General features: G+C 40.6%; 18 protein-coding genes and 1 pseudogene. All 19 read right to left on the minus strand.

Translation table 11 applies throughout. From position 1 onward, the window contains the following. Positions 1-231: 231 nt before the first annotated feature. Positions 232-4,785, minus strand: coding sequence for a DUF2341 domain-containing protein (locus QZ488_RS16930; protein WP_293750997.1), 4,554 nt, complete (start codon positions 4,783-4,785; stop codon positions 232-234). Positions 4,786-4,902: 117 nt separating this feature from the next. Continuing rightward, on the minus strand, positions 4,903-5,040 hold the full coding sequence (locus QZ488_RS16935) for a hypothetical protein (RefSeq protein WP_293750999.1): 138 nt from the start codon (positions 5,038-5,040) through the stop codon (positions 4,903-4,905). A 2-nt stretch (positions 5,041-5,042) separates the two neighbouring features. Next, entirely contained in the window at positions 5,043-5,483 is a 441-nt protein-coding gene (locus tag QZ488_RS16940; protein WP_293751001.1) for an MSHA biogenesis protein MshP, read from the minus strand. Continuing rightward, positions 5,473-6,321, minus strand: coding sequence for a prepilin-type N-terminal cleavage/methylation domain-containing protein (locus QZ488_RS16945; protein WP_293751003.1), 849 nt, complete (start codon positions 6,319-6,321; stop codon positions 5,473-5,475). Before QZ488_RS16945 ends, QZ488_RS16940 begins: the two co-directional genes overlap by 11 nt. Continuing rightward, entirely contained in the window at positions 6,321-6,860 is a 540-nt protein-coding gene (locus QZ488_RS16950) for a type II secretion system protein (protein ID WP_293751005.1), read from the minus strand. The genes QZ488_RS16945 and QZ488_RS16950 overlap by 1 nt, the downstream gene beginning before the upstream one ends. After that, on the minus strand, positions 6,847-7,392 hold the full coding sequence (locus QZ488_RS16955; protein WP_293751007.1) for a type II secretion system protein: 546 nt from the start codon (positions 7,390-7,392) through the stop codon (positions 6,847-6,849). Before QZ488_RS16955 ends, QZ488_RS16950 begins: the two co-directional genes overlap by 14 nt. A 91-nt stretch (positions 7,393-7,483) precedes the next feature. After that, the gene (locus tag QZ488_RS16960; RefSeq protein ID WP_293751009.1) at positions 7,484-8,020 is read right to left on the minus strand and encodes a prepilin-type N-terminal cleavage/methylation domain-containing protein; all 537 of its coding nucleotides are present in this window, start codon (positions 8,018-8,020) and stop codon (positions 7,484-7,486) included. A gap of 175 nt (positions 8,021-8,195) precedes the next feature. Then, positions 8,196-8,804: a type II secretion system protein gene (locus QZ488_RS16965; RefSeq protein ID WP_293751031.1), complete on the minus strand. Its 609-nt coding sequence runs from the start codon at positions 8,802-8,804 to the stop codon at positions 8,196-8,198. A gap of 80 nt (positions 8,805-8,884) precedes the next feature. Further along, entirely contained in the window at positions 8,885-9,415 is a 531-nt protein-coding gene (locus QZ488_RS16970; protein ID WP_293751011.1) for a hypothetical protein, read from the minus strand. Between the two features lie 4 nt (positions 9,416-9,419). Beyond that, positions 9,420-10,640 (minus strand): type II secretion system F family protein, encoded by a 1,221-nt coding sequence (locus tag QZ488_RS16975; RefSeq protein ID WP_293751013.1) that lies wholly within the window; start codon positions 10,638-10,640, stop codon positions 9,420-9,422. Next, a complete protein-coding gene (locus QZ488_RS16980; protein WP_293751015.1) occupies positions 10,627-12,498 on the minus strand; it encodes a type II/IV secretion system protein in 1,872 nt (623 codons plus the stop codon). The genes QZ488_RS16975 and QZ488_RS16980 overlap by 14 nt, the downstream gene beginning before the upstream one ends. Next, positions 12,495-13,586, minus strand: coding sequence for a tetratricopeptide repeat protein (locus QZ488_RS16985; protein WP_293751017.1), 1,092 nt, complete (start codon positions 13,584-13,586; stop codon positions 12,495-12,497). The genes QZ488_RS16980 and QZ488_RS16985 overlap by 4 nt, the downstream gene beginning before the upstream one ends. Beyond that, on the minus strand, positions 13,583-14,491 hold the full coding sequence (locus QZ488_RS16990) for an AAA family ATPase (RefSeq protein WP_293751019.1): 909 nt from the start codon (positions 14,489-14,491) through the stop codon (positions 13,583-13,585). Before QZ488_RS16990 ends, QZ488_RS16985 begins: the two co-directional genes overlap by 4 nt. A gap of 2 nt (positions 14,492-14,493) precedes the next feature. Then, the gene (mshL, locus tag QZ488_RS16995) at positions 14,494-16,161 is read right to left on the minus strand and encodes a pilus (MSHA type) biogenesis protein MshL (protein ID WP_293751021.1); all 1,668 of its coding nucleotides are present in this window, start codon (positions 16,159-16,161) and stop codon (positions 14,494-14,496) included. Continuing rightward, positions 16,151-16,489 carry a hypothetical protein gene (locus QZ488_RS17000; protein ID WP_293751023.1) on the minus strand — a complete coding sequence of 113 codons (339 nt, stop codon included), beginning with the start codon at positions 16,487-16,489 and terminating at the stop codon, positions 16,151-16,153. Before QZ488_RS17000 ends, mshL begins: the two co-directional genes overlap by 11 nt. 6 nt (positions 16,490-16,495) lie before the next feature. Continuing rightward, positions 16,496-17,167 (minus strand): type II secretion system protein GspM, encoded by a 672-nt coding sequence (gspM, locus tag QZ488_RS17005; protein WP_293751025.1) that lies wholly within the window; start codon positions 17,165-17,167, stop codon positions 16,496-16,498. Beyond that, positions 17,160-17,774 carry a PilN domain-containing protein gene (locus tag QZ488_RS17010; RefSeq protein WP_293751027.1) on the minus strand — a complete coding sequence of 205 codons (615 nt, stop codon included), beginning with the start codon at positions 17,772-17,774 and terminating at the stop codon, positions 17,160-17,162. Before QZ488_RS17010 ends, gspM begins: the two co-directional genes overlap by 8 nt. Continuing rightward, on the minus strand, positions 17,774-18,700 hold the full coding sequence (locus QZ488_RS17015; protein ID WP_293751029.1) for an MSHA biogenesis protein MshI: 927 nt from the start codon (positions 18,698-18,700) through the stop codon (positions 17,774-17,776). The genes QZ488_RS17010 and QZ488_RS17015 overlap by 1 nt, the downstream gene beginning before the upstream one ends. A 254-nt stretch (positions 18,701-18,954) precedes the next feature. Then, a pseudogene (locus QZ488_RS17020) lies at positions 18,955-19,050 on the minus strand (IS982 family transposase); the annotation flags it as partial.

Below are 19,050 nucleotides of genomic sequence, written 5' to 3' on the forward strand. Positions count from 1 at the left end.
ATTTTGGCTAAACGAAAGGGCAATGATAAGAGTAAATTGAGCTATACGGTTCATTATTCGGTTCCAAACTGGTTGCTTGACGGCAACTATTTTTATTGTCATGACATAAATCGGGCGTAACGTTACCAGATCACAACTTTGTGTAGCCTATGCTATTGAGTTACAACAAAAAGCGCAAGCATGTTACATAGGCAAAAGCCATTTTATTGGCTTCTGTTAAGTAAAACAGGGCTAATTAAACACTTCTCGCCAATGAATGATCCTGTCATTGCCTCTAAATAGGCCAAAGCTGACAGTTGCTTTAGGAAAGTCATCAGTATTGATGAAGCCATTCCCGTTCCAATCGTAATTTAAATAAGTTGGCCAAGTGACATCCAGATCCGTTGGATCTAACCAAATATTTAGCTCACCAGCTGTACCAGGGGGATTGAGCTCAAATTGGTTGCCAACTGAAAGCCCGAGCATTATGGTGCCTTCACTGGTGACGCTGCCAACTAGGCTAGCTAAACTATTGTCAGTTAATTCGATTTCTCCACCTGACTGCGTAAAATCAATATTGGTACAGTTATCATCAGTATTGATCAGCCACTGATTATCTTCAAAATATTCCGCTTTTATTGGCACATTGAGTGGTTCAGTTTCAGGGCCGTATGTGCTTTCCAATGTTAAGCGACCATAACGCATTTGTGTGCCGTTTACTTCGTCTATGTCCCATCCTAAACAGGTGTTGTCAGAATGACTGCTCTGATAACAAACCGTATCTTCGATGCCGTTTTGATCGGCAAAAGTATTGCTAAAAAAATTGCTGGCGAACGCGAGAGTGAGTTGTGCTTCAAAAGGTGACACAGGAGAAAAAGCGCTATTGTCATCTGGATTAACTTTGTTATACCGGAAGTGGCCGTTGTGTATCGTGATTGTGCCGGAACCATCGTAATTATCGTTGTTGGCGACCACTGGTTCGTCGCCTAAGTCAATCACACTGGCAGATTTTTCTTTAGCATAGGTCGAACTATCGAGGTAACTTAAATTAGCTTCCAAAGTGGCTTCATTAGGCAAATAGTTCCAATAAGTATCGCTGTAATTTGACGTTATTGTGTCAAGGGCATTGTATGCGGTTAAGGTAAACTTTGGCGATGTTTCAAATTGAATAGTTTGACCAAGGTAGCTAAATGTATTGCTGCAGGTATCCGCCAACGTTGGCGTATCTGTTAACACAACATTAAAATAGGCAGGATAAAAATCGCCTAAGGTTAAAATGCCATTCGATACAATTTCATTGCCAAGGTAATTTAAATCTTTAAAGTCTACTTGTATTCGCCCCACCTCATTGTAATAAGCTTGGTTAAAACTGTATTCACCCGCTACAAAGTGATCATCAGCCGTGCTAGAACTGATGTCTGGTGTATTAGAAAATAGCCCAGTGCTAGTCCTTGTGCCTGCTCCTGAATATTTAAAATTACCGTTTTCACCTGTGCCGCTTGGGGCAACCTTAGTGACCTTTAATTGGGGGGTTTCAGCTTGGTAATTAGGTAGTAAATTATCGTTGGTACCATATGCACCGATAACAAAAGTAAAGTCTTCGCCTGCTACGTAGTTATTTTGCTCGCCCACAGCACCGTATATTAATTCAGTTTGTGCCACGCTAAGTGCTAAATAACTAGGGTAAACATCAACGGTTTCGATATCAGAATGAGTAATAGTTACACCTTCCACATCAGCTTGAACGCTTAAGGTTAATCGTCCAGCATCTGGATAATTGAGTACGGCTAAACTAGCCACACCTAGATTATTGAATTCAACTTCAATACTGCCAGTATTATCACCGGTACCATCCCCTGAAATAGCAATACCATTCAATTGAGTTAGACATTGATTAGGTGAGTCGCAGTTATAGGTTAGGTTTATTTCTTGTATGCCTTCTAATAATGCTTCACACACATTTTCGTTGCTGCGTACTGCCCTCAAATTAACATTTGAAAAATTATTAGCCGCCAGTTGGTCAGCAAGAGTGTCACCAATATTCGCCCCATAAATTTCAAAACCATCATTTGCAAACGTTATCTCACAGGTTTCAGTACTTGCATTAAAACAAGTCAAATTGGCATCTGGGCTAGCACTGACTTTTGCTAAAGTGACGGTACCTTCATCTGTCACTCTTAAGTTTGTGCTGGTTTGTCCGGTAAAAACTAAAGTGTCACCGCCTTCAAAGCCAGAGGGAGATAAAGTGATTGAGGTTTCTTGATCAAATAAAGTGTCACAGCTTGCATCTGCACAGGCTTTTATGATCATGGCTTCTGCTTCACAAGTAAACCCTCTCGTGTCGTGCAATATTTCAAAATGGTCGACTGTACTAACAGGACAAACTCTGGCACTGCCGTCGTAATTGTCACCATTTAATTGGTTGGTATAAATTGCACTAACATCGCTAGCAGATAGGAGTAAATTGAACACTAGCAGTTCATCTAATTGCCCGTTAAAGTTCTCCCTACTGAAACTGCCTTCTATTCGGCCAATGCTCGAAAACGTGTTGCTAACGTCACCAGCACTAGAGCGTACGCTACTCTCTAAATTTCCGTCTACAAACACTTGTGTGTTGCCGCTGGTACTATCCCAAGTTAACACTATGTGGTGCCAAACATCATCGTTTACGGCGGTACTTGATTGAGCAGAACTACTGGAACCTTTTTGGATCCGCATATGGCCTGAGGCATCCAGGTATCCCCAAAAAATATCGTTGCTTCCCCTTCTTTGCTCAATACCGAGTATTCCAGGGGCTGCCCAGGCTGCGTTATTGCCGCTTTGCGTCGTTTTAATCCAGAAAGATAGACTAGCGGTAGAGTTGAGGGTTGAGTCGATCCCATCTGCATTGATGTAATCCCCTGTGCCATCAAATGTTCCTGCACGGCAAACTTGCCCCTCAGTAATAGTGGTGGTGTCTCCAATTCTCCTACCATCAAAATTGCTAGTCGAATTGTCATCGACTTCACCACTGCTGCCATCCCAACTCAATTCATCAAAACGGTACTCTAATACAGGTACCCTAGTTGCCGCCTCAACCTCATCGCCAATGGATACATGCCCTCCTTGATCTTGAACCAAATCATAACTTTGTTTTATCCAGTCTGGTGATCTGACCACGTTAGAGACACGGACTTCATCAATTAGACCTTTTAAGTCACCACCTGACCAGTCAGGATAGCCACCTATATGGGAGCCAAAGTTGGTCTTATTAATAGTCTCACTGGGGGCTGCGCCATTTGCATTACCGTTCAGATATAAAGTTGTGGTAAAGCTGTTTCGAGTGACAACAACGTGATTCCAAGCGTTTATGTTAAGGTTGGTGTTGTTGTAGAGTGCGTTATCGTCATTGCGCCAGTGTTCAATTTTTCCATTATCTTTGTCGAGACCAACCGATGCACCATAACTGCCGTATTGATACATTAACGGGTAGCTCCTGTCTCCAAAGTCACTAAATGGTTTGACCCACAGCGCTATGGTCCAATTAACGGTACTAAGATCCAATGAATCGTGTGTACCTAAGTTTATGTGAGTTTTGTCTCCAACATCAAAATCCAATGCCTTACCTATTTTACCCGAAGTCGATACAGGACTATTTTGCGGTGTGCCGTTATTTGAATTAGACGTTGAGTCTAGATTGGTAGCATTGGTACTTTCGCTCAGATGCCACACCCCTTTGTGACTGCTAACCCAAGTGCCACTAGCATTTTCGCCGGTCGTGGCTGAGGCATTGCCGTAATAAACTGCAATCGTTTTTCCCGCTGCCGGTAAGCTGTCTATCTCGACCCATACATCGGCACTTGCTGCGGTGTATGTTTCTATCTCAAAATCCAGTTCAGAACCACTATTTGCGCAGCTGGTGTTAATAAAGCGAATGTCGTAGTAATTAGACTGCATGTCTGAGTCATAGGCTAGGTCGATATAGGCTGGGAAATTACTTAGAGTGGTGGTGCCAGTGTTGGCAATCGTTATGTCACGGCATTTAGTCCAATTTGTGTCCCACCACTGCGCTTCCTCGATCACTAATTCATTATTGCTGGTATCAGATAAATCGCCATCGGCATCTGCCGAGGTAGCAACCACGTTGTATGTGTCAAGTGGCAGAGGTGTAATACTACTCAAGTCGAGCGTCCAGTTATCGCTCGAATTTGTCAGTTCGCTACTGTTTGACAGTGCATAGGTCACCGAGTTGACCATAACGGTAAGGCTGGTCGCGACCGAGCTCGAATAGGTACCATAAATAATCGGAGTGGTATCGGTGGTCGTTTGGCTGAAAACTGTTGGATTGACCATCGATGGTAAGGGCGTACATTGGCTATCTGAGGGACTGCAAGTACCATTCACAGTAGAATTATCGTCGATGTACAAACTGCCGCCTATTGTAGTGACGTTAGCCGTTAAATTAGCGTTTTTATGAATGGTCACGTTTCCTGATGCGGTTAAATTAGTAAAAACCATAGACGCAGAACCATCGATATGAAGTGTTGTGGCATTCACATTGAAAATATGGACACCCTTGTCGACCGATGTATTATCGGCGACTTTGAATTCTCCAGAAACATTTAAGGTGACATCACTCGTTAGAACAATGCTATGGTTTTTTCCAATTCTTACTTCGCTAGTGCAAGTATATGTAGGTCCAGAGCCAGAACAAGATGCAAAGGGACCGCTATCAATATTTGCCGGAAGAACATAGTTAGTCGCACTGGCGCTACTGAGTTGTAACAACAGACATACTAATATCGACAGAACCAAAGTTTTTATCATTTTAAGCACCATTTTTTCAGTGAGATTATTGACACATTGTGCAGGATCACAATCATCAGTAACGCTAGCTGGTTAGCCAGTTTTGATGATTGCAACACATCAACATTTATACTCTTGTTAAGCAGTACCTATCTGACAGCTACCGGTACTTTCAAAACGATGATGAGTATAGGTTGCATAGTCTCTGCATTGCAGGGTTTCAAACTCACGGCCAAAATTAAATAAAGCGACTATAAAGGAGATAAATGTTTTCACGACTACTCGCCCTCCAACATCGCATCAACATAAACAAAACGTGTCACGTTGATTTTACCTGCGGTACATTGCCCAGTGCTCCTAAAGGTCAAATAATTAAAGGTTTTGCCGCCGTCTACAATATCTTTAGACGGGCTTTCTTCAACGTTATAGCTGCAATTTTCTAAGCCAGTTACACCATTAAATATTTTTTCAGGGAGATGAGTACAACTCGCACCAAATTCGTCTGCCACAGCGCACTCTATTCCAGCTCGTGCTGCGTTTAATGCGCGTTGACCTAATACTTCATGAATAATAGCTTCCGACGAAGATGATAAGAGCCTGGTCATAGTGAGACCTAAAAGGGCCAAAACAATAATCACAAATAGAGCAATGACTAACATGCTGCCACGTTGAGCGACAGGTTTGGCTGTTAAATTGTGGCGATAAAAATTAGGGTACATTAGGAATATGTACCTCGCTGGAATAGTTGATGATTTCTTCGTTTCGCTCAAATCCTAGTAAAATATGTACCATGCTATTGCGGGTTAAAGTGGCACCATAAATTTTAAAAGGTGCCTCATCAGAATTGTTAAAATCATTGCTTATGTTTTCAGCCATCAATGTGCCTGAAGAATACACCAACTGAGTTTCAGTTATGTTTCCCTCATTTCGAAATATGCTGCGATTGCTGCTGTTAGCACAGTAACTAACAGTTCTTCTGGCAATGTATAGGCGTGAAGCAGGGGAGTGATCATCAAAAGCTGCCGCTAGGGTTAATTGCGCCGTTCCATTGGGGTCGTCAGCTGTGGAGCAGGCGCTGTCAGCGCCACCATCGCTGCAGGCAGTCATTTGTATCCGTTTGTTTAGACTTACGTCATATACTTCATTGTTATTAGTCGGATAGACAACAGCAAAATCACCTGCTTGCCAAATGAAACCATCCGGATTATTACCCCATTCAACAACAGTCGCCTGAGTGGAAGTATCGGGTAACACAGATAAGCTAGTATAAAAGCTGCCCCACTCTAAAGGCACAAACTCAACACATTGAATGGTTCCACTACTATTTGCTGTCACTCTCGCGCTATTTGGGATGGCCATGCGTAATTCGCGATTGATACGCTCTACTACAAAACGACTATCACCCAAAAGCTGGTCACGTTCAGTAACATCAGAATATATTTCAACACCAGTACGGATAAAACCTGATATGCCAACCGACACCACGCCCAAAACGATAATCACAGTGATTAATTCAATTAATGTAAACCCACGATTTGTCTTACCGAAATGAAGCATTAATAATTGCTCCTAAATGTTGAGAATATTATATCTTCATCATTAGGAGTGGTGACAGTGACAGTAATTAGCTTTGTATTGCCGACTATTGTATCTGCAATACCGTCCATATTTGCATCATAAACCACGCGGACATTAACACTGAATCCTTGATATAAATTGCTACCAGCCAACACTGTTGTCTGGTCTAGAGCGTTTTTTATCTGATCATCAGACACTGTTAAGCCATTGTAGTCGTCAACATCATCAAAACTTTCGCGGGTCTCACCATCTGGGCCTAAGTAAGCAATGCTGGTGCAGTTAGTCATGCAAAAGTTTGAACCACCTGTGCGATCAGAGTTTTCATCAAAAGACTTGCTAGCAATCTCATTGATCATTGACTGACCTAGCTCAGCCGCCCGTACTTGAAAAATCGGATCAACACTCTTTATCGCTTGAGGCACAATTAACGAAGTAAACATAACCAGCGCAATGGAAAAGACTATTATGCCAATCACCAATTCAATTAAGGTAAAACCAGCTGATTTATTCACATGCATGAATATAACCCTCTGACTCAATACAAACTGATACCGTCGTTTCACCAGTTAAGGTGATTTTGCAGCTAGCGCTACAATCTGCACCACCTTGCTTGGGACGGCCTAAACCATCAAAGTCGATATAATCAAAATTAGGCGTAGTCGTTAAACCCACCCCTTCTTTGCTCATTTCTGTGGCGTTAGTTGTGAGGTAATCAGGATTATTATAATCAATAGCGCTACCACAGGTATCGTCTTTGTCGCCAATTGGTGCATAAGTTAATACAGGTGGACCAAAAGCAGGCGTGGCTGAAGTGTCAAGAATGACTTTAAAACAATAACCATCACGATTGTCATACATTGCTCGGGTTTGCATATTACGTAAGGTGGATATGAGTCTTGCTTGATAAGTATATTCGGCAAAACCAGAGGTACCAGAAAACCGACTAAAAACTGAAACAGATAGAATGCTGATTAAAATAATCACAGTGATTAGTTCTACGAGAGTAAAACCTTTGTGCCTGAAGGAGTAACATGAATTATTTAACATCATTCCAACTATCGCGTGATATGACTCATATTGAGTATATTTTAGTAGAGCAAGGGGAATTCTCCCCTTGCTCTACTATTTAAAATCTAAAAGGTTAACAGCCACCAGTGACTGCTGTTACTGATGCTAAGATAACAGCACTAGTTGCTTCTGTGTATAACACATGGCAGCTAGCATCAGTTGCAGTCGTTAACGTATAATCAATTGTAGGTGAGCCTGTCGCAGGAATAACTGCAAACGTACCAGCCGCTGGAACATCATCAGTACCAGCACCTATTCCATGCACTAAAGTAAAGTCAGTAGTTCTGATATCAACCCAGCCAGATAATGTTGTGACTGTGGTTTTTTCGGCATCGGGATACCCAAAATCAGTATCAACGGTTTGTCCGCCTACGAATACTTGTGTCGTTGGTCCAGCGGCTTCCGCCGTTTTTTGCTCACCTGCAATAGCAGATTTGGCATAAACCAATTGCGAACCACCCCGCAACGCAGCTTTTACACCTTGTAAGGTAGAAGCAGTTGCATCACCCTGAATATCAATAAATTTAGGTGCTGCGGTAACAGCTAAAATACCTAAAATTACGATCACGATAATTAATTCAATTAATGTAAAACCACGTTGTTGTTGCATTATTTTTTTCCTTAAAGGAGCGTTTTTAAACTAAGTCCCTGAAATTGTTAGATGTTTTATACCATTTAAACATCAGTTAAAACTAATTACTTATGTTTTTTAGTTATCTTTTTTTATACCTGAGTATGCTTTTTGAGCTACAAGTTCGAAGCCATTTTTAAACTCACAGCTGTTTTTAATTATTACTAAATACTATCACCTGACCAATTCTTGGATCATAAATAAATCCGTTTCCTGCTAGATTATCTGTTGGTTCGGTGGTGCGATTTTTGACTGTTTGAGTTAGATAGTAATAACAGACATCATTGCCACCTGAACCTTCACCTGTTCTTACATTAGTAAAATATCGGTAATCTTCAAATGGACGTTCGTTCCAATCAGAAGATATAGTCGGGGCACTTTGCATGATTAGGTTGAATATACTCTCGCAGTCTAAAGTACTCATTTGGTCATCTTCACTGCTGCTATCGGTGTTTAATTGTCCTGTTGGGTAACCCGTATCTTTATCGATACCAACCTGGATGCTTTCAATAGTGACAAAAGTTGAATTAGATGCATTATTTTCTTTAGGGCGTCCTTCTAACTCCCATTCAGCTCGGACTAGACCGACACCTGTGGCAAAACCGCCGGCTACGCCATCTACAGTGGCATCTTCGGCATCAGCTGTAACATCGAGAAGTCTTGGTAAAGCAGTCGCGGCTAACAATCCCAAAATTACCACAACGATCACAAGTTCAATTAGGGTAAAGCCCGAAGCCATCTTTTTAGTGCGGTTAGAATACATATTGGTTTCAACTCTAGCGTTGTTGCTCATGATTGCGCTCCTAAAAGGTTTTTCACCTGCGAAGTTTTTAAGTAGGGTAGTCATTGTTTTACCTTTAATACTTGACCCGAAAACACTTTGTATTCGAAGTATGGGCCAGTTGATAATCGATATCGACAGACAGAGTCCAAAACATTATTAGTGAGTTTTAACCCATCATAATATTCTGCAAAAATCTTAAAGCCATCTATATCCATAGGAATATTTAACACCATATTCCAAATTTCGGCACAGCCCTCTGAGGTGGGTTCGGCCTTGGGCCAGCCTAAGCGACTCATAAAGATTGGTTTTCTGTCTTTTTCAACTAAGGTGTTGTTTTCGCCTATTTTATTTGAATATGTAATTAACATCACAATTTCGGGTCGACCTTCACCTTGCCACTGCCAATGTGAATTACTGACACTAGTAGAAAATTGCTCAGCAAAATTTTCTAATGCCATACGCCTGATATTGGTAGTGCTATCGTTTAAGTAAACGATAAAACCCAACATCAGGCTGACAAATACCAATACTACTGTGATATTCACATATAGGCTACGGCTACGTTCGTCTGTTGCTTGATTTCTTTGCATAATGTTAGCCTTTAATTGCTCCCATCATTTCCCACATTGGGGTGAAAATACCCAAGGCCAGTATTAGTACCATGCCTGCAACAACACTAATTAAGACGGGTTCAATTTTTGACATGAGACTTTTTAAATCATAGTCGACTTCGCGCTCATAAAATTCTGCCACTTCGGCTAATAACTCGTCTACGCGGCCTGTTTCTTCACCCACATTGATCATTTGTAAGACTAAAGGCGTGAACAACTTACTGCTACTGGCCACTCTGGATAGACTTTCACCTTTTTCAATATTCTTTCGCATACTCAAAATACGTTCTGCCATAAAGGCATTGTTGACTGCTTCTGCGACTAAATTTAGCGCCGACGTTAGTGGTACACCAGAGACCAACATCATAGAAAAACTGCGGGCAAATCGACCTAATAATGTACGTTCAAAAATGCTACCAACTATAGGTAACTTTAACTTAGTTCGGTCCCATTTATAACGGCCATTTTCAGTGCGTAAATACCTAATTAGTAAGAATATCAGAAGGGCAATGCCGACTAGCAGATAGGGCCATTTAGTAATAAAGAAACTAGAAGTGGCCAACAATATACGGGTCATTAAAGGCAGTTCAGCACCAAAAGATAAAAACATATCTGCAAAAATAGGAATAACGAAAATGTTCATGATCACCATAGCAATCACAATGGCAATCATCACGAACATAGGGTAACGGGTCGCCGCTTTGATTTGTTTGCGGGTTTCTTGTTCTCGCTCAAGGTAAAATGATAGCTGTAAAAAGGCTTCATCTAACTTACCGGTGTTTTCACCTACATGTACAATGCTGACAAATAACCGACCAAACACTTGGTTATGTTTGTTTAATGCTGAAGATAAGGTGCGACCTCGTTCTAGCTGATCTGCCACATCATCTAGTGCCATAGCCATACGTTTAGAGCCAGTGGTGTCAGCTAAGCCTTTTACTGCTCGTAAAATTGGGATACCTGACTTAGCTAAGGAATACATTTGCCGAGAAAAAATGACCAAATCATCGAGTGTGATGTTGGGTGTGAAAAATGAAATCTGGTTTAATTCATTCGCCTTGTCCTGGCTAGTTTCGGTTATTTTTATTGGGGTAAAGCTACGTCCGGATAATATTTGTGCTACAGACGAAGCATCAGCCGCTTCTAAAACGCCAGTTGCAAGTTCACCAGTAGATTTTCTAGCTGTGTAGCTAAATTGTGCCACCGTCGCCTCCCGGTGTTTGGTTGGTGGGTTCTAACTCAAAGGAAAAGCCAGATTTCTCAGGTGTTTCATTGCTAAGTGGTTGATTGGCAATTTGTTCTTCAACTACTTGTGCTAATTCCTGCTCAATGGATTCGTTGCTATCTAATTGATTTACTGACCTTTCATCTGCCACCATTTCTATCAATTTCAGCACTTCGTCTACAGTAGTGATACCCATTTTAGCGTACATCAGCGCCACTTTAGCTAGTGGCACAAATCCAGGACTTTTCTGCGCCGCCTGAGAGAAGGTGCCGGTATCATTTAGCTTCAATGCATTCATCATACTTTCGGTCATTTCAAGCAGTTCAAATACACCTATCCGCCCTTTATAACCGGTTTTGTTACAGGTTTGACAACCTTTACCGCGCTTAAATTTGATGGCTTGTAAATTATTATCCAGACTATTCAACCACAATAATTCTTCGGAATTAAGTTGATAGGCTTCGCTGCAATTGTCACAAATCTTGCGTACTAATCTTTGTGCTACTACAGCACGTAACGAACTGGCTACTAAATACCCCGGAGCGCCCATGTCTAATAACCTTACTGCGCTACTGATAGCGTTGTTAGTATGTAAGGTAGAAAGAACTAAGTGACCGGTTAATGCACCGCGTAAACCAATTTCGGCGGTTTCTTGGTCGCGCATTTCGCCGACCATTATAATGTCGGGATCCTGACGTAACGTGGTGCGCAACACATTTGAAAAATTAAGCCCAATCTTATTATTGGTTTGTACTTGATTGATTCTGGGTAGCCTATATTCTACAGGGTCTTCTACGGTAATAATTTTTGAGGCGGCTTTATTTAGCTCACTCAATGCACCATATAAAGTGGTGGTTTTGCCAGAGCCCGTGGGACCTGTGACTAAAATCATACCATGGGGACGGTGTAATAAACTTCTAAAACGAGTTAATAAATTATTCGGCATACCCGTTTGATCTAAAGTCAACAAACCAGCCGACTGATCGAGTAAACGCATCACCACTGATTCGCCTGCTTGGATCGGCATAGTCGATACCCGTACATCGATAGCATGGCCTTTGATACGTACACTGGTTCGTCCATCTTGTGGCAGGCGTTTCTCAGATATATCTAGTCCCGACATTAGTTTGAGCCTAAGTACTAATGCTGAGGCGATGTTTTTTTCTTGAATGACGTTTTCTTGTAACACACCGTCTACACGCATCCGAATGCGCAACGATGCCTCGTCAGGTTCAATATGGATATCTGAAGCTTTAGCCTGTACGGCATCTTCAAATATAGATTGTAACAATCTGGCAACGACAGTGTCTTGTTCGTCACCTACGCCAGTGTCAAAGTCGAATTCGGCTTCATCTTGATACTCTTCAGCCAATTCTTGTGCAAAAGAAGCTATTTCTTCGGTTCGGCGATAGAAATCATCATAGGCTTGAATCAGCTGTGTATCACTAACAACAGCCACATCTATGGGTTTGGGTAATAATCCCGACAATACGTCAATAGCCGCCAAATCAGCTGGATCGCTCATTGCCACGAGTAATCTGTCGCCTTTATCTTCAAGCACCAAGGCTCGGTGTCTGCGAGCTTGTACTTCAGGCAACATGTTAACCGCGCTTAGCGATACGTTATGTTGGCTGATGTCTACTAAAGGTACATTTAAGTGTTGCGACAAAAATGACAGCAGTTGGTTTTCAGTCACAAAACCCAGCTCAATCAACATAAAGCCTAATTTGCGGCCTGACTCTTTTTGCGCAGATAGGGTTTGCATCAACTGATCTTCGTTGATGATACCTTGCTGAACAAGTAAGTCGCCTAAACGAATTTTGGCTTTAGGTTTCATTTTGCTCCTGCTAATACTGAAATTCGTTGTTGAATAAAATCGTTCACCGACTCACCCAATTGATCAAGTGTGCTGGCTTTACTATAGGCCTGCACAGCCATATTAATATTACCTAATTGATCTTCTGCTATTGCTAAGCCTAACCACCATTTAGCATTAGTTGATTCGAGCGTAGACAACGTTTGATAATCGGACTTGGCCAATTTTGGGTGTTTTAGTTGTTGTGCTAATGCCGCACGATAAGCTAAATATTCAGCTTGATTATCTAAGTCGGGATTATTTTCAGCCAAAATATCCAAGGCTTGAGAAGGCTCTTTTTGAATGACGTACAAGCGCGCCAACATCAATCTCAAATCACTTTGAGTAGGGTGAAGCTCAATGCCTTGCACCAGTAGTAATTTAGATTGTGCGTAATGACCTTGAGCAAAAAGTAATGATGCTAGTTTTTTTCTAGCCTTAATATTATTTGGCTCGTTTTCCAATAGCTCGTTCAATAAACGCTGTGCCAAATCGAAATCATCATTATTGAGGCTCTCAGCAATTCGCTGCTTTAAACTGCTGGTGTTATTTGCTTGGCTGCTGCCAGTCATGCTAAAGCTTGATGTTGGTTCAGACGCCCGTTGGAGGTTGAACTTGGTGTTGTCTAGCGTCTCTAATTGTTGATCATTAGTGTCAATCGGTAATGGGGCAAGCTTAGTTATGATTGTTGTAGGTTCTGGTGGCAGTATTTTCTGCTTAGCCAGCATATGATTTGTTGAGACTACATCTGTTTCAGTCTCCCTCAATTCAATGTTAGCGTCTAAGGGTAAAACCGAGGCTGTTTCTAATTGTTTTTTGTCAGTGGCAACAGACATTTTTTGAACGACTACAAGCGGTTCAGCTGCAGTAGGTTCTTTATTTGTACTACCGCCAAACAATGGACTTTCATTTTTTAGGGCAAAAATGATGGCTGCAACAGCTAGCACGAGCAACACTAAAACCAATAGTTTTGATTGCTTTTTTTGCGGTGCTTGATAATCCGCATTTATTTCATCAGTTTGAGATTGACGGGCTTCTAAATCTTGTAGCATTTTATTCACTACACTCATACGGTGAACCCCAACCAAGCAAAATAAGCCAAACAAAAGGCTAACATCACAACTAAAACGCTGACAGATGAAATAAACAAAGCACTACTAGGTTGGTTGGCAGCTTCGGTGTCTTTTATGGCCAGTTTTACATGTAGTCGACTGATTTTTTGCAAGCCTTCGCCATAGGCTAACATCAAGGCTTTATGACATAGCACATTGACAATTCTGGGTGTTCCTTTGCTAGCCTTAAAAAGCAAAGTACAACATTTTCGGTCAAACAAATCGCCTCCACGATAATCTGCGACATTCATTCGATGTTTCACGTATTGAAAAACCTGATCGACATCCATTAATTGTAAAGTGTAGGAAAATGTCACCCGTTGTTTTAATTGCCTTAATTCTGGCAATGACAACTTATCGTTCAATTCTGGCTGACCAAATAATACAACCTGCAATAATTTACGTGACTCTGTTTCAAGATTGGTAATTAATCTGAGGGCTTCAATACTTTCTACTGGTAGCGCCTGAGCTTCATCAATAATCAGCACTACACCTTTGTTTTCTTGATGTAAGTGAATAAGGCGTTGTTGAATGCGCTGGGTAAACTCTTGCTGGTCTGCCTTGTCGGTTAATACCACGTTCAACTCACTCGCCACTGCTCGGCGCAGTTCAGTCGGAGTAAGATAAGGATTTGGAATATAAGCGGCGACAAAGTGCTTGGGTAATTCGTTTAATAACTTGCGACAAATCAGCGTTTTGCCTGTGCCGACTTCGCCTGTGACTTTAATAAAACCCTCGCCAGTTTTAAGCGCAGTCAATAATACCTGGATCGCCTCTTTATGACTGGGTAAGCCAAAAAAATAACTGGTGTTAGGTGTTAAGGTAAATGGTAGTTCTTTAATCCCATAGTGGTATAGATACATGATTAATCCACGTGCAGCCAATCGGCCATTTGATCTCTGCTACGTCTTAACTCCTGTTTCCAGGTGTTTTTATCCACTACAGTTGGCTTGATTAAAATGACTAATTCCTTTTTTATTTCACTGTTTTGTTTGTTTTTAAACAGGTTGCCTAAAATCGGAATATCACCCAATAGAGGTGTTTTGGATTCGGACTCTGAAATAATTGACTGCATTAATCCGCCAATCACCACTATTTCACCAGATTTTGCTCGAATCACGGTATCTGATTCACGGATATTACTTTGAGCAAGAGGCAATACAAATTGTTCTTGATTTAAGGTTACGATTTTTTCTTGCTCTTGGGTTTCAATCACTGAAGGATGCACATGTAATAAAACCATACCATCTTCATCTATTTGTGGGGTGACGTCTAACGCTATTCCGGAAAAGAAAGGGGTTAATTCAATATTCGGCACTACAGAAGTAGTACTGCTAGATATAGTGCTTTGGCTAGACACATCGGTAACAAAATACTCATCGTCTCCCACTTTAATCACCGCTTTTTGATTATTGATTGCAGTTACCCTTGGGCTAGACAACACCTGCACATTACCTTGGGTAGACAAAAGTGATAAAACCCCAGAAAAGTCTTTGTTAATAAACGATAAGCTGGTCACATTGCCTAAAGCGGCACTAATACTATTACCAATATTGCCTGCAGTATTAGAAAATTGAAAATCAGTGGATCCACTATTCGCTAAGATTTGGCCCCAATTAATACCCTGTTGATAACCATCATCTAGCGCCACTTCAATAATTCTGGCTTCGAGAATAACTTGTCTTTGAATGATTTCTTCAGATACATCTAAAAAGGCCTTCACGGCTCTAATTTCTTTGGGCATTGCTCGAACGGTAACTAACCCCGCTTGAGGTGTGACCATCACACTTTTACCTTCTCCTTGACCTATCATTGACTCTAACGTTGCCAAAAGTTCGGCCCAAAAATCTGTTTCAGTGCGAGTTGAAATACTAGTGCCGTTACTATTATTGCCTGAACCAAAGGTGTTATTATTGCCCGAGTTACTTGAGTTGCCACTAAAGCCGTTTTGTGAGTTGTTTCCACTGCTATTGTTACCGGATTCTTGCGAAACACCACCCGAAGTAATACTGGTTTGCGTTGAACCATCTCGTGTCATTAATAGGTAATTAATAGCGAAGGTTTCAGTTCGCATACCCGAAGGATAAATACGATAGATATTTTTCTTACGTTCAATTTCATAACCGTATAGTTCAGCAACCAAATCAAATACATCTGTCAGAGCTACCTGTTTTAAATCTAATGATATTTCACCAGTAACCTCTGGATGAATCGCTACACTATAAGGTGTGCCTTTGACTATACTGCTGAAAAATGCAGACGCCTCTACTTTCTGTGCATTAATATCATACTTAGATTCACCAAAGAGTTGGTTTAAGGTATCGCTTGGACCAGGCAATAGAGCTTGGTTTATTTCGTCAGGAACAGTTAATAGTGGCTTACCAGACAAGGTTTGACTGTGTTGTTTGTCTTGGTTTTCATATGCGGCAATAGCCGAGTCTAAAGAATGAGCCACAGCTGTGGTTTTCTGCTGACTTTGGCAAGAGCATATAGTTAAGATTATGCTCAGAAGTAGTAATTTCTTAAAAACCATTATTTGCATCTTTTTTTATGTTGTTGTTATTGACATAGAGCATCTGTTTACCATCTGAACCAACCAACTCTACGTGATTTTGACTGATCAGAACTACTTTGTAACCAAGCACTTGCTGCCCTTCTGCAAAACTTCTTCCATTTATAATAGCTTGTTTATAATCTTTGTTATGAATGATTGCTGTTAATTTTAGCGCCATTTCCGAGAGCATTTGGGGATTTTGAGCAGAATCTAGCATCGATTTGTTCGGATTGGGTTGAGTTGGATCCCTTAATACGTCTGCTTGTACGTTTGTTATGCCAAAACAGATTAATAATAACCATTTCATTTGCCCTTAAACCCCTATAAAAGCTTTGTTTGTACTGAGCGTGTATATTTCTAACTCAACATTTGCAGTTGGGTAGTCGTCGACTAAGTAGTCAAATTTTTTCCAATAAAATTGCCAGGGCAAAGATTCAAGTTTTTCAAGGTATCGTTGAATATCAAAATAGGTACCTTGAAATACTAGTGTCACGCCGTGTCGATAGAGGCCAGCTTGTGGTTCATCTTTCTCTTCGGCTTGACCAAATAAGATTGGAATAGGCGCAATAGATTGTAATTCAATTAGTTTTAATCCTTTACTGCCAGCTAACACACTCTCCAACATATTCGCCATTTCATTTGCTGGTACTAAGTTGTTAGTTTGTGCCTCTAATTGCTGAGCAATGCTTTGGATTTGGCCTTGCAAAACTTTGATTCTCTCATGTACTGGATCGTTTGGGTCAGTATTGAGTTTATCGGTCAAGGTATTCACTTGGCCTTCTAGAGAAGTCATCTCATTCATGCTGCTTAAATTGTTTTGCTGTAACTTTTCCGAATTTTTAAAGTGAGGCTCTAGCAAAAAGGTATACATCATTAATATCAGTACAACTAAGCCACAAATGAGAATTAAAAGCTGTTCTCGTAAGCTAATTTTAAGAAATTTAATCGATAGTTTTTTATACTCTTGCTCTAAAGTGCTACTCATTATTAGCGCCTTTTTCAACTGTTAGTTCTTTTCCAGTTGAAATAACAAAATTGAGTTGTTGTTCAGCATCTCTATAGAGTCGAGTGTCGGCAAACTCTTGACCACTAAAAAAGTCAGTTTGGCCCAATGAATTTAGCCACTTGGGTATTAGGGTTGAATCTGATGCAGCACCCTCCATGACGACATTTTTACCATTCAAATTTATATGAGTTAGCCACAGTCCCGTTTGATTATGACTGGCGAGATCTATCATTAGATTTGAAAAACCGTTTGATTTTAACCCCTCCTGACCGGCCAATTCATTTAACACGCGCTTTTTAAGGCTAATAAGCCTTTGGTTTATTTCCACTTGTTTGAGTAATTTCGGATCTACTTTCAAGTTGTCTACAGTATTTTGCAATTCTTCAACCAACATTTTTTGCTGTTGTTTGTTTTGTTCTATTTTGGCGATTTCCGATTTTAAATTTTGTTGTTTAGACGACTCCCAAAAGTATAGTACGCCCCCACAAAATAACGTAAACATCCAAACACCAAGTACAATAGACAGGCTCAGCAGGCGTAATTTCGGATGAAACTCTGGATGATAAAGGTTAACTCTATTTTTCATCAGGCAATCAAACTCGCATTATCAATTGCAGCGCCCAAGCTAGCAAAACTATTGGATTTTATGGGCATATCAGCGTTCGCTGTTACATCAGGTATGAAGTTTTCCACTGAGATAAAAATCACTTGTTTGATCATGTCGGCCAGAACATTTTGATGAATAGTATCCAAAGAAATATAGACTTTTTTGACTGGTGCTTGTCGTAATTGGCTTTCGAAATAATCCATAGAACGTTGAATTTCTAAGCTTAAATTATCCACCACGCCTATCTTCAGTTCTTCTTCAGAAAAGCTCCCTAAGTTTTCATATCCTCGTAAACGTCTTGAAAAAAATAATTGATTGTTCTTAAGAATGTTTAAGCTAAGTTGCCCACCTTCTTCTTGCTTTAACGTAATAACCGCATCATTACTGGGCGTCAGTAAGTTGCAGGTTGCCAGTTCTTCAATGCCAATGATATTTAGGGCTAATCCTGCTTTTAAAATACCATCTCTAATTTCAATGATGTCTCGCGTGCTTATTGCTACCACATTTAATTTTTTGACATTGGAGGCGGCTGCTGGGGGATCAAAATAATCAATGGTAAGTTCGTCATCACTGAATAATTGCTCTTTAACCGCCCATTGCAATGCTTGATGTAACTCGTCGTCTTCAACCGCAGGCCTATCTACTTGTAGCAGCTGGTATTTCGAAATGGATAAGGCGATATTACATTGAGTGTTGGTCAGAAGGTTTTTTTCGACGTAGGTTTTAAGCTCAGTTTGCCAATTATCAATAGATGTTGAATGTTGTTTTACCCAACAAACCTTGCCCTTGATTTTTTTTAGAGTGGATACATTGAAGTCGTTAACACCAAATTCAATCCCAACGGAATGAAATTTTGAGGCCTTACTAAATCGACCTTTAATAAAATCGCACCAACCAATTTGCATGTCACAGGCTTTATCGCTTAAAACTTCCTGCTATTACAGCAAAGATTGGTACAAAGCGCTAGTTTTAAATGGTCAGTGAGTCTAAGCGGTTTATTTAATAAATCCAATGATTTATATGAAGAAATGTGGGTGATTTTTAGTCAGTAAAGAATGCTGAATAAAATTATACTTTATCTTACCAGTACAACTTTCATTCAGCCATTTTTGCTAGGTTTAAGTTGTACTGGTTGAGTATTAGTTAACCCCAGATCTGCTTAAGCAACGATCATAGCATTAAGCTCTACGTCAGTTAAATTAAGGGATGGCTTATCTTTCTTTAAGCAATAAGCCACTAATCCTGCCAGTAAATT

Origin of the sequence: uncultured Paraglaciecola sp. (genome assembly GCF_913020055.1) — a bacterium.
Lineage (GTDB): Bacteria > Pseudomonadota > Gammaproteobacteria > Enterobacterales > Alteromonadaceae > Paraglaciecola.

Excerpts from the sequence above, each read along its gene's own strand:
- QZ488_RS17015 (WP_293751029.1), bottom strand. The coding sequence starts at position 18,700 with ATGCAAATTGGTTGGTGCGATTTTATTAAAGGTCGATTTAGTAAGGCC.
- QZ488_RS16980 (WP_293751015.1), bottom strand. The coding sequence starts at position 12,498 with ATGAAACCTAAAGCCAAAATTCGTTTAGGCGACTTACTTGTTCAGCAA.
- QZ488_RS16985 (WP_293751017.1), bottom strand. The coding sequence starts at position 13,586 with ATGAGTGTAGTGAATAAAATGCTACAAGATTTAGAAGCCCGTCAATCT.
- QZ488_RS17000 (WP_293751023.1), bottom strand. The coding sequence starts at position 16,489 with ATGAAATGGTTATTATTAATCTGTTTTGGCATAACAAACGTACAAGCA.
- QZ488_RS16930 (WP_293750997.1), bottom strand. The coding sequence starts at position 4,785 with ATGATAAAAACTTTGGTTCTGTCGATATTAGTATGTCTGTTGTTACAA.
- QZ488_RS16965 (WP_293751031.1), bottom strand. The coding sequence starts at position 8,804 with ATGTATTCTAACCGCACTAAAAAGATGGCTTCGGGCTTTACCCTAATT.
- QZ488_RS16940 (WP_293751001.1), bottom strand. The coding sequence starts at position 5,483 with ATGTACCCTAATTTTTATCGCCACAATTTAACAGCCAAACCTGTCGCT.
- QZ488_RS16955 (WP_293751007.1), bottom strand. The coding sequence starts at position 7,392 with ATGATGTTAAATAATTCATGTTACTCCTTCAGGCACAAAGGTTTTACT.
- mshL (WP_293751021.1), bottom strand. The coding sequence starts at position 16,161 with ATGGTTTTTAAGAAATTACTACTTCTGAGCATAATCTTAACTATATGC.
- QZ488_RS16970 (WP_293751011.1), bottom strand. The coding sequence starts at position 9,415 with ATGCAAAGAAATCAAGCAACAGACGAACGTAGCCGTAGCCTATATGTG.
- QZ488_RS17010 (WP_293751027.1), bottom strand. The coding sequence starts at position 17,774 with ATGAAAAATAGAGTTAACCTTTATCATCCAGAGTTTCATCCGAAATTA.
- QZ488_RS16960 (WP_293751009.1), bottom strand. The coding sequence starts at position 8,020 with ATGCAACAACAACGTGGTTTTACATTAATTGAATTAATTATCGTGATC.
- QZ488_RS16950 (WP_293751005.1), bottom strand. The coding sequence starts at position 6,860 with ATGCATGTGAATAAATCAGCTGGTTTTACCTTAATTGAATTGGTGATT.
- QZ488_RS16945 (WP_293751003.1), bottom strand. The coding sequence starts at position 6,321 with ATGCTTCATTTCGGTAAGACAAATCGTGGGTTTACATTAATTGAATTA.
- gspM (WP_293751025.1), bottom strand. The coding sequence starts at position 17,167 with ATGAGTAGCACTTTAGAGCAAGAGTATAAAAAACTATCGATTAAATTT.
- QZ488_RS16990 (WP_293751019.1), bottom strand. The coding sequence starts at position 14,491 with ATGTATCTATACCACTATGGGATTAAAGAACTACCATTTACCTTAACA.